The organism is Kiloniella litopenaei, from assembly GCF_000982415.1.
In the GTDB taxonomy this organism is placed as follows: Bacteria; Pseudomonadota; Alphaproteobacteria; order Kiloniellales; family Kiloniellaceae; genus Kiloniella; species Kiloniella litopenaei.
Map to the genome: position 1 here is coordinate 1 of NZ_LANI01000042.1, position 7,785 is coordinate 7,785.

Annotated in this window: 8 protein-coding genes and 2 tRNA genes; 5 read left to right on the forward strand and 5 right to left on the reverse strand. The window is 47.2% G+C overall.

The features are described from left to right. The first annotated feature begins 558 nt into the window (after nucleotides 1-558). On the forward strand, nucleotides 559-792 hold the full coding sequence (locus WH95_RS19865; protein ID WP_046510168.1) for a hypothetical protein: 234 nt from the start codon (nucleotides 559-561) through the stop codon (nucleotides 790-792). A gap of 177 nt (nucleotides 793-969) precedes the next feature. Here the strand turns inward: WH95_RS19865 and ald are convergent, their stop codons facing one another. Next, a complete protein-coding gene (ald, locus tag WH95_RS19870) occupies nucleotides 970-2,088 on the reverse strand; it encodes an alanine dehydrogenase (protein WP_046510169.1) in 1,119 nt (372 codons plus the stop codon). Between the two features lie 145 nt (nucleotides 2,089-2,233). Next, complete coding sequence (locus tag WH95_RS19875; protein ID WP_046510170.1) at nucleotides 2,234-3,586, reverse strand: aspartate aminotransferase family protein; 1,353 nt, start codon at nucleotides 3,584-3,586, stop codon at nucleotides 2,234-2,236. Nucleotides 3,587-3,797: 211 nt separating this feature from the next. Between WH95_RS19875 and WH95_RS19885 the strand changes: the two genes are divergently transcribed. Then, nucleotides 3,798-4,355 carry a cupin domain-containing protein gene (locus tag WH95_RS19885; RefSeq protein ID WP_046510172.1) on the forward strand — a complete coding sequence of 186 codons (558 nt, stop codon included), beginning with the start codon at nucleotides 3,798-3,800 and terminating at the stop codon, nucleotides 4,353-4,355. Nucleotides 4,356-4,422: 67 nt separating this feature from the next. On the opposite strand, the gene WH95_RS19890 is transcribed toward WH95_RS19885, so the two are convergent. The 3 genes from WH95_RS19890 to rlmB form a co-directional block, all read right to left on the reverse strand. Next, entirely contained in the window at nucleotides 4,423-5,298 is an 876-nt protein-coding gene (locus tag WH95_RS19890) for a TIGR01459 family HAD-type hydrolase (protein WP_052742182.1), read from the reverse strand. A gap of 196 nt (nucleotides 5,299-5,494) precedes the next feature. Then, a complete protein-coding gene (locus WH95_RS19895; RefSeq protein WP_157846033.1) occupies nucleotides 5,495-6,127 on the reverse strand; it encodes a TetR/AcrR family transcriptional regulator in 633 nt (210 codons plus the stop codon). 273 nt (nucleotides 6,128-6,400) lie between these two features. Continuing rightward, on the reverse strand, nucleotides 6,401-7,264 hold the full coding sequence (gene rlmB, locus WH95_RS19900; RefSeq protein WP_157846034.1) for a 23S rRNA (guanosine(2251)-2'-O)-methyltransferase RlmB: 864 nt from the start codon (nucleotides 7,262-7,264) through the stop codon (nucleotides 6,401-6,403). A 30-nt stretch (nucleotides 7,265-7,294) separates the two neighbouring features. Here rlmB and WH95_RS21820 point away from each other — a divergent pair, with 30 nt between their 5' ends. From WH95_RS21820 to WH95_RS19910, 3 genes are all read left to right on the forward strand, one after another. Then, nucleotides 7,295-7,423: a hypothetical protein gene (locus WH95_RS21820; protein WP_255312373.1), complete on the forward strand. Its 129-nt coding sequence runs from the start codon at nucleotides 7,295-7,297 to the stop codon at nucleotides 7,421-7,423. 35 nt (nucleotides 7,424-7,458) lie between these two features. Then, a tRNA-Tyr gene (locus WH95_RS19905) sits at nucleotides 7,459-7,544 on the forward strand. A gap of 39 nt (nucleotides 7,545-7,583) precedes the next feature. Continuing rightward, nucleotides 7,584-7,657: transfer RNA gene (locus WH95_RS19910), tRNA-Gly, on the forward strand. Nucleotides 7,658-7,785: the final 128 nt, after the last annotated feature.

Consider the following 7,785-nt stretch of genomic DNA (forward strand, 5'->3'; position numbering starts at 1 on the left):
ACTTGAACCCGGAACCCCCTGATTACAAATCAGGTGCTCTACCAGTTGAGCTATAGAGGCACAGTGGTCGGCCACTCTTTCTTTGCGACTTCGCTGGGAAGTCATCGTGGCGACGAGGCGGAATTTAGGTGATTCGTTTAAATTACTCAAGAGGAAAATGACAAAAAAAATATTTTTTTTCAAAGTGGTGTAACTTATTGAGAAATAATAGTTATTTTTGTCGGTTGTTTTTCTTTTTTCCTACCTGTTCATTTCAGGGACGAAGGACTCTGTTTTTTGTATGATTTAGGTTGAGGCAATACATTGAAATATCTGTCTGGGACACGCTCAATTTTCTTTGTATATGCTTTGGAATATTAACCATTATTATCTTGATGCCTTAGGTGCTATCTATTTGATTAAAATAAAAGATATCGGTTGCGCCATATATGGTTAATTTATTGTAAACTTTTTCGTCACAGGAATGCCCTAGCTTTGCCCCCATCATGCTACACCACTTTTACGTATCAGCTTCTACACTATCCTTAATAAATGGTGCGATACTTAAGGATGCTTGCAATGGATTATGATACCCGGAACTTTGACTTTAAGGTTACTGACTTCGAAGCTGTGATTTCCTCTGAGGGGGTTGATCTGTCGACCGCTGCGCGAAGGGTATCATCTGATCAGGCAGATCTTGCCCGTTTGGCTCCTGGTGATCTGCTGGATAACGATTTGTGTTCTGTTCCCGTTCTGGATGCGACAGGTTTAAGTGACATGCTGAGTGGCGATCTTTCGCTTCTTGCATCTTAGACACAATATCTGATGAAGAATTGCAGATAAAACGCATCTGTTTTTACAAAAAGCCTTCTCGTTTTCCATACGAGAGGGCTTTTTTTACTGGGTATTTAACCAAATAATAAGGCGAGCTCCACAATGAAAGCTCGCCTTGTTTGGTTAAACCCTATTGGCGGGATTAATTATATATCCCTAGAGGCCGAGTACCTTTGCACCCGATACGTATTCCAGACCGTGTGCTTCGGCAACTGGCTCACAGGTAACCTTACCAAAGGCAACGTTCAGACCTTCCATCAGGTGTGGATCGTCAGCGAGTGCTTTTTTGTAGCCTTTGTTTGCCAGTGCGAGAGCGAAAGGCAGGGTGGCGTTGTTCAGAGCAATGGTGGATGTGCGGGCAACAGCGCCTGGCATGTTGGCTACGCAATAGTGAATAATGCCATCAACTTCATAGGTTGGGTCCTGATGCGTTGTCGCGTGTGATGTTTCAAAGCAACCGCCCTGATCAATTGCGATATCTACAAGAACAGAACCCGGACGCATTTTGCCCAGTAGCTCACGGCTGACCAGTTTCGGCGCAGAAGCACCGGGAACAAGGACAGCGCCGATAACCAGATCAGCTTCGGACACATATTTTTCAATGGCGTCAACAGTGGAGTACACAACTTTCAGCTTGTTGCCATAGAGGCTGTTCAGTTCGTCAATACGGGGTAGAGAGCGGTCTAGGATTGTCACCTCTGCCTCGAGGCCCATAGCCATACGTGCCGCGTGTGTGCCGGACACACCACCACCAATGATAACCACTTTACCCGGAGCAACACCGGGAACACCGCCCAGAAGAACACCGGAACCATTTGCGGCTTTGTGCAGGCAATTGGCCCCAACGTGGACTGACATGCGACCAGCAACTTCTGACATCGGACGTAGAAGAGGGAGGGTGCCCTTGGTATCGGTAACAGTTTCGTATGCGACAGCTACACAGCCAGATTCAAGCAGGCCATGAGTTTGTGGGGCATCGGGTGCCAGGTGCAAATAGGTGAACAGCAATTGCCCCTCACGAAGCTGTTTGTATTCAACTTCCTGGGGCTCTTTCACCTTTACAACCATTTCAGCTTTGGCGAAAATTTCACTCGCTGTTGCAACGATTGACGCACCAGCTGCTTCATAATCAGCATCAGTAAAGCCAATACCGCCACCGGCATTGGTTTCAACAATAACTTGATGACCGTTGTGAACGAGTTCTCTCACAGAGCTTGGAACCAAGCCCACACGATACTCGTGGTTCTTGATTTCCTTTGGAACACCAATCAACATGTTTTTCTCTTTCCTTGTTCTGTCGCTCAAACCGCTAATTTTCTAATTGTGTTCTTAGTTTATTTTAGCAGTAGGTTCTTAAAAGGTGCAGACCAATCTTTTTGATGGGTCCACACCGGTTATCCGTTCTGTTTTTACAGACGGTTTAGTCCAAATCGTTCAGAACGTTCTGGATTGTTTCAAATATCTGATCAATCTGCCCTTTTTCGATAATCAACGGTGGTGACAGGGCGATAATGTCACCTGTGACGCGAATAAGGACACCCTTCTCAAAACACTTTCTAAAGGCTTCGTAGGCGCGTTTGCCAACTTCCCCTGGTCGGGATTCCAGCTCAATAGCGCCAATTAGGCCCAGGTTGCGAATGTCGATAACGTGACGGGTGCCTTTCAGATTGTGTGCGGCATTGCCCCAATAATCTTCAAGTTCCTGGGCGCGTTGGAACAGCCCTTCTTCTTTATAGGTTTCAAGGGTCGCAAGACCGGCGGCCGCAGCTACGGGATGACCTGAATAGGTGTAGCCATGGAATAATTCTATTGAGCTGCTCGGATCATTGTCTGCGGCTTCTTCAAAGGCTTTGTAAATACCTTCGCGGCAAATAACGCCGCCCATAGGAATAGTGCCGTTGGTCAGGCCTTTCGCACAGGTAATCAAGTCGGGTTTGACCCCAAACTTGTCAACCGCAAATGGTGTGCCAAGGCGACCAAAACCGGTAATAACTTCGTCAAAAATCAAGAGGATACCGTGTTTGTCACAGATCGCTCGCAGCTTTTCCAGATAGCCCTTGGGTGGCATCAGGACACCAGTAGAGCCAGCCATTGGTTCTACGATAACCGCTGCAATCGTTGAGGGATCGTGCAATGCACAGATGCGTTCCAGATCATCTGCCAGGTGGGCACCCCATTCGGGTTGCCCTTTTGTATAGGCTTGTTTTTCCAGATTATGTGTATGGGGCAGGTGATCAACACCGGCCAGCAGGGTGCCAAAAACATTACGGTTTTTGACAATACCGCCGACAGAAATTCCGCCAAAGCCAGTGCCGTGATAACCACGTTCCCGGCCAATAAGGCGTGTGCGCTGTCCTTCACCACGTGCTCTGTGATAGGCGAGGGCAATTTTCAGGGCAGAGTCCACGGCTTCTGAACCAGAGTTGCAGAAGAACATGTGATCATAACCATCCAGCATTGCCGTAACGCGAGAAGCCAGTTCGAAGGCAAGGGGGTGCCCAAGTTGGAATGTCGGGGCAAAGTCAAGCTTGGCGATGGTTTCCTGAACGGCTGTTGTGATGCGCTCACAGGCATGCCCGGCATTACAGCACCAAAGACCCGCCGTACCATCGAGAACCTGATTACCTTCAATTGTTGTGTAGTGCATACCCTTGGCGCTTGTCAGCATCAAAGGCTCTTTTTTGTATTTTCTGTTCCAGGTAAAGGGCATCCAGAACGCGTCAAGATTGTTTGGTGATCTATCGAATTCGTTATTCAAAGGTAGGTTGCTCATTATACCTGCCTCCCATGTTCGGTGTTTCGGGTTCAATGTTTCTATTTGATGCTCGGCCGTTACGTAGTTCTTTTGGCGCGTAATCGGTTTCGGCATCATTTAGTGAAACACCATACATGATTAGAAAAATAGGCAACAGCCCCTTTTTTATACCCATATGTTGGTTTTTTTGTTAATAGTGTTAAAAATAATAAGCAAGTGAGTGAAAAGAATGGAAGATGACGATTTTGACCTTGGTTTGCGCCTGCGGGCGTTGCGACAACTGAATGGTTTATCGCAACGAGAGTTGGCAAAAAGGGCCGGAGTCTCTAACGCGGTTATTTCGCTGATCGAGCAAAATAAAAGCAGTCCCTCGGTTGGCGTTTTGAAGAAGGTTTTGGCGGGAATTCCTATATCGGTCTCGGCTTTTTTCTCAGAAGATCTCACGCCACGACAAAAGGTTTTTTATCGGGCCGAGGATCTGACCGAAATCGGAAGCGGAAATATATCTTACCGACAGGTCGGGCGTGATCTTAGTGACAGGGCCTTGCAAATTCTGCATGAAAAACTTCAGCCCGGCGCAGACACGGGCGAGACACTCTTGCGCCATGAATCCGAAGAATCCGGGATTATCGTAAGTGGTGAGATTGAATTGACGGTCGGTGATCAGCGCAAGATCCTGAAAGCAGGGGATGCCTTTTATTTTGATAGCCGTATTCCGCATCGCTGGCGAAATCCGGGAACAAAAGAGGCCGTTATTATTTCCGCCTGTACGCCACCAACCTTCTAAAGGTGATCTCGTTCTTTCGAATGGCGCGACTTTTGAGGCTGAAGGATAGAGGGCACTGATTAGAGAGTTACCAGCATAACCAGGGCAAAATAGCTTCTGGCTTTTCGCCTGCGCTTTCTGCAACTTCCTGTATCTTGTCGGATTCTAGCTGACCATCCGGTTTCATCATCAGATCTTTGGCGTGAATGCCGCCGCCAATCCATATGCTGTCGATGTCAGCCTGTCTGGCGCCTCGGATATCTGTGCTCAGACTATCACCGATCATAACAGCGCGGGATCTGGGGACTTGTGTGTGTTGGGCGAATACACAGTCAAAGATAGCGGGGTAGGGCTTGCCAAAGCGTTCAACGACACCACCCAGCTTTTCATAAAAAGCAGCTATGGTCCCGGGACAAGGGATGATCCTGTTACCGCGATTGACGATGATATCCGGGTTGGCGCAGATCATGGGTAGGTTGAGGGCGCGTGCAGACTTTAGCAGTTCCGTGTAATCTTCGATCTTTTCTTCTTCTTCCTTGAAAAATCCGGTGCAGATTATCAGTTCGGCATCTTTCAAGGGAACTTCTTGGCCGCCACAGGCATCCAGTGTCGGTTTCGCGCGCTCTGGACCGATATGAAAATAATTTGGCCCATCTAGATGGCTTTGTTCTTTTGCTCTGCTGGCAATTATATTTGCTGTGATATCACCAGAAGTTAGCAACCTGTCATACAAATCTTCTTTAATGCCAAGGTTGGTAAGATGGTCCGTGATTGAGCGGCTAAGTCTTGCGGCATTAGATAAAAAAATAATTTCACAGTGCGCATGTTCGCGAAGTAATTGAAGGCATTTAATCGCATCGGGGAATGCGGTGATGCCGTTATGCATGACACCCCAAAGGTCGAAGATGAAAAGGTCATAATCATCGGCAACTTCGGAAAGTCCCTTCAAAATTTTTATGTTCATAAAAAACTTTCGAGGATGCGGTTAGGTCATTTGAAGCATACACGACAATAGAGCTTTTTCCAGAAGCATGCGTTGTTATTATACTGTCTTTCGCGGAGGTTATTATCGAGCAGCAAACTCATTAGATCCCCAATAGTAGAAGTGCCTGATGTCTTTGGTACAGGGGTATGAAGTTTAACCGTATTGGGGCTTGGTTTTATAAGTCGGGCCGATTGTCGCCATCTGTTAGCATGGAATCAATCTGGGCAAGTGCGTTGATTTCCAGCCGGGCAGCTTGTTCTTCGGTGAAGACGCCTGATTTAAGGGATGCAAAGGCAATGTTAACCAAAATAATGCCAAGGCGATTGGCAATAAATTCTTGAGTTTCAACTTTGTTGAATAGGCCTTCTTCCCGGCCCTTTTCCAGAACGGCGGTTAGGCGTTCGTAATAGGGGTAAAGAATAGCTTCGTTGGCATTAAAGGCATCAATACCTTGCGGGGCCGCCAGATCGGCAAGCAAAACAAGTACGTGTGCCCGGTTTGATGTGTAACGCCTTACCATCAGGCGTGTATGCTCTCTTAAGGCTTCGCGGGGGGGCAGGTTTTCGATCTCTCCGAAATCTTCGATGATTCCCTCAAGAATACGCTTGCCAATTTCAATAAGCACCGCACTCCGGCCGGCAAAATGGGCGTAAAGAGAAGGAAGTTGGATGCCAATTTCTTTTGTAATATCTTTAAGCTTCAGGCCCTCTACGCCGTGTTGAGCGATAAGTTCTTCCGCTACATCGACAATCAGGTCACGGGTGCTTAAAGAACTGGAGAGATACTTATTACGTTTAGGTGGCGGCATTATTAGAATTCTGCTGGTGTTATTATTAAAAGTTATTTGTTTGGATGCACTTTTAGGAGTGCGATTTTTTTTATTGTTTATTTTGGCGATGTTTTCATCGCTCATTACGTATCCTAACTGAGTTAGGTGATTTTTGCAAACCGTTCAATTTTTGGTCTGGGACTGTTGTAATGGGCCGTTTTAGGGCAAAAAAAGGAAATTGGCAAATCAGCACGGCCTTACCTGATGATGAGTAACATGTTTTATCAGGTAAGGCTTTGATGTATAATGTATTTAACTGTTACGTGCTGTTTCATACAGAGCAACCGCAGCTGCACTGGAGACATTAAGTACCCCAAAGGAAGCAGAGGTTGGCAAGTTTACCAACATATCGCAGTGTTCACGGGTAAGACGTCTCAGGCCTGTTCCCTCAGCCCCCATAATAAGAGCGATTTTGCCATGAGCGGGCAGGGCATCTGACAGAACTTTCTCCCCTTCGCCAGCAAGACCGTAACACCAAAAGCCTGCTTCTTTTATTTGTTCTAGCGCGCGGACTAGGTTGGTAACGCCAACATAGGGAATATGTTCCAGTGCGCCGGATGCTGCTTTGGCGAGTGATCCCGTTGGTTGAGCCGAGTTTCTGTCGGTGGTGATAACGGCCTTAGCCCCAAATGCAGCTGCGGAACGTAAAATAGCGCCGACGTTTTGTGGGTCAGTAACCTGATCAAGAATTAACAGAACGGTTCTGCCTTCTGCTTGGAATTCCCAGTCTTCGTCGCTCTTTTTACCCGCGGCTCGTTCCGCAAGTTTAACTTCGGTCAGGATGTCTTCTATATATGTCTCTTCCAAAGCGGATGCGAGACAGGCGATACCCTGATGTACTGCGCCGGGGGGAAGAAGCTCGTTAAGGTCAGCGTTGGCGACATGATCGGGAACAAGTTTTCGTTCTGTTTCATACTCAATTTCAGCCAGTTCCGATTCTAGTTTGGATTTTGTATCCGGCGTGATTGCGAATCGTTTTATCTGCCGATTTGGATTCCCAAGTGCTGCAAGGACCGCATGAATTCCATAGAGCCATAAATTTCCTGCTCCGGGATTTTCTTTTTTGCCTGAGCGTTGTGAAGAGTTCTTTTTTCGCAGTTTTTTGGGCTTTGCCATGACAGTCATTTGCTCCGGAGTTTTAGTTTCATGGTCTATATGACAGTTCGTCGCGAAGAAAAAAACAGGAATGATGATATTTTTATGGATCTTCCAGTTGACATGCGTCTGGAAATGAACATATTTCGCATCATCAACGCACACCGAAATGCTCGGTAGCTGAAGCCTCTCCCCAGAGGTTGCGTGGATAACATGGAGGGATGCCCGAGTGGCTAAAGGGGGCGGACTGTAAATCCGCTGGCGTCTGCCTACGTTGGTTCGAATCCAACTCCCTCCACCATCCACATTTCAGTCTTTCAGGTCAGGTCGTGTGATGTATGCGGGTGTAGCTTAGTGGTAAAGCCCTAGCCTTCCAAGCTAGTTATGGGGGTTCGATTCCCCCCACCCGCTCCAAAATTTATCCCTGAAGCTCGCATGCTTTCAAGTGCGGGCTTTTAATGTATTTGAGCTTGAGGACGCGTGGTCGTCCATCGGAACTGGAATTAGGCGAGATGGCTAAGGAAAAGTTTGAGCGGACGAAA

What these genes read in the sequence shown, in the direction of transcription:
- WH95_RS21820 (WP_255312373.1), top strand. Translation starts at nt 7,295, where the DNA reads ATGGTCTATATGACAGTTCGTCGCGAAGAAAAAAACAGGAATGATGAT.
- WH95_RS19875 (WP_046510170.1), bottom strand. Translation starts at nt 3,586, where the DNA reads ATGAGCAACCTACCTTTGAATAACGAATTCGATAGATCACCAAACAAT.
- WH95_RS19895 (WP_157846033.1), bottom strand. Translation starts at nt 6,127, where the DNA reads ATGCCGCCACCTAAACGTAATAAGTATCTCTCCAGTTCTTTAAGCACC.
- ald (WP_046510169.1), bottom strand. Translation starts at nt 2,088, where the DNA reads ATGTTGATTGGTGTTCCAAAGGAAATCAAGAACCACGAGTATCGTGTG.
- WH95_RS19890 (WP_052742182.1), bottom strand. Translation starts at nt 5,298, where the DNA reads ATGAACATAAAAATTTTGAAGGGACTTTCCGAAGTTGCCGATGATTAT.
- WH95_RS19885 (WP_046510172.1), top strand. Translation starts at nt 3,798, where the DNA reads ATGGAAGATGACGATTTTGACCTTGGTTTGCGCCTGCGGGCGTTGCGA.
- WH95_RS19865 (WP_046510168.1), top strand. Translation starts at nt 559, where the DNA reads ATGGATTATGATACCCGGAACTTTGACTTTAAGGTTACTGACTTCGAA.
- rlmB (WP_157846034.1), bottom strand. Translation starts at nt 7,264, where the DNA reads ATGGCAAAGCCCAAAAAACTGCGAAAAAAGAACTCTTCACAACGCTCA.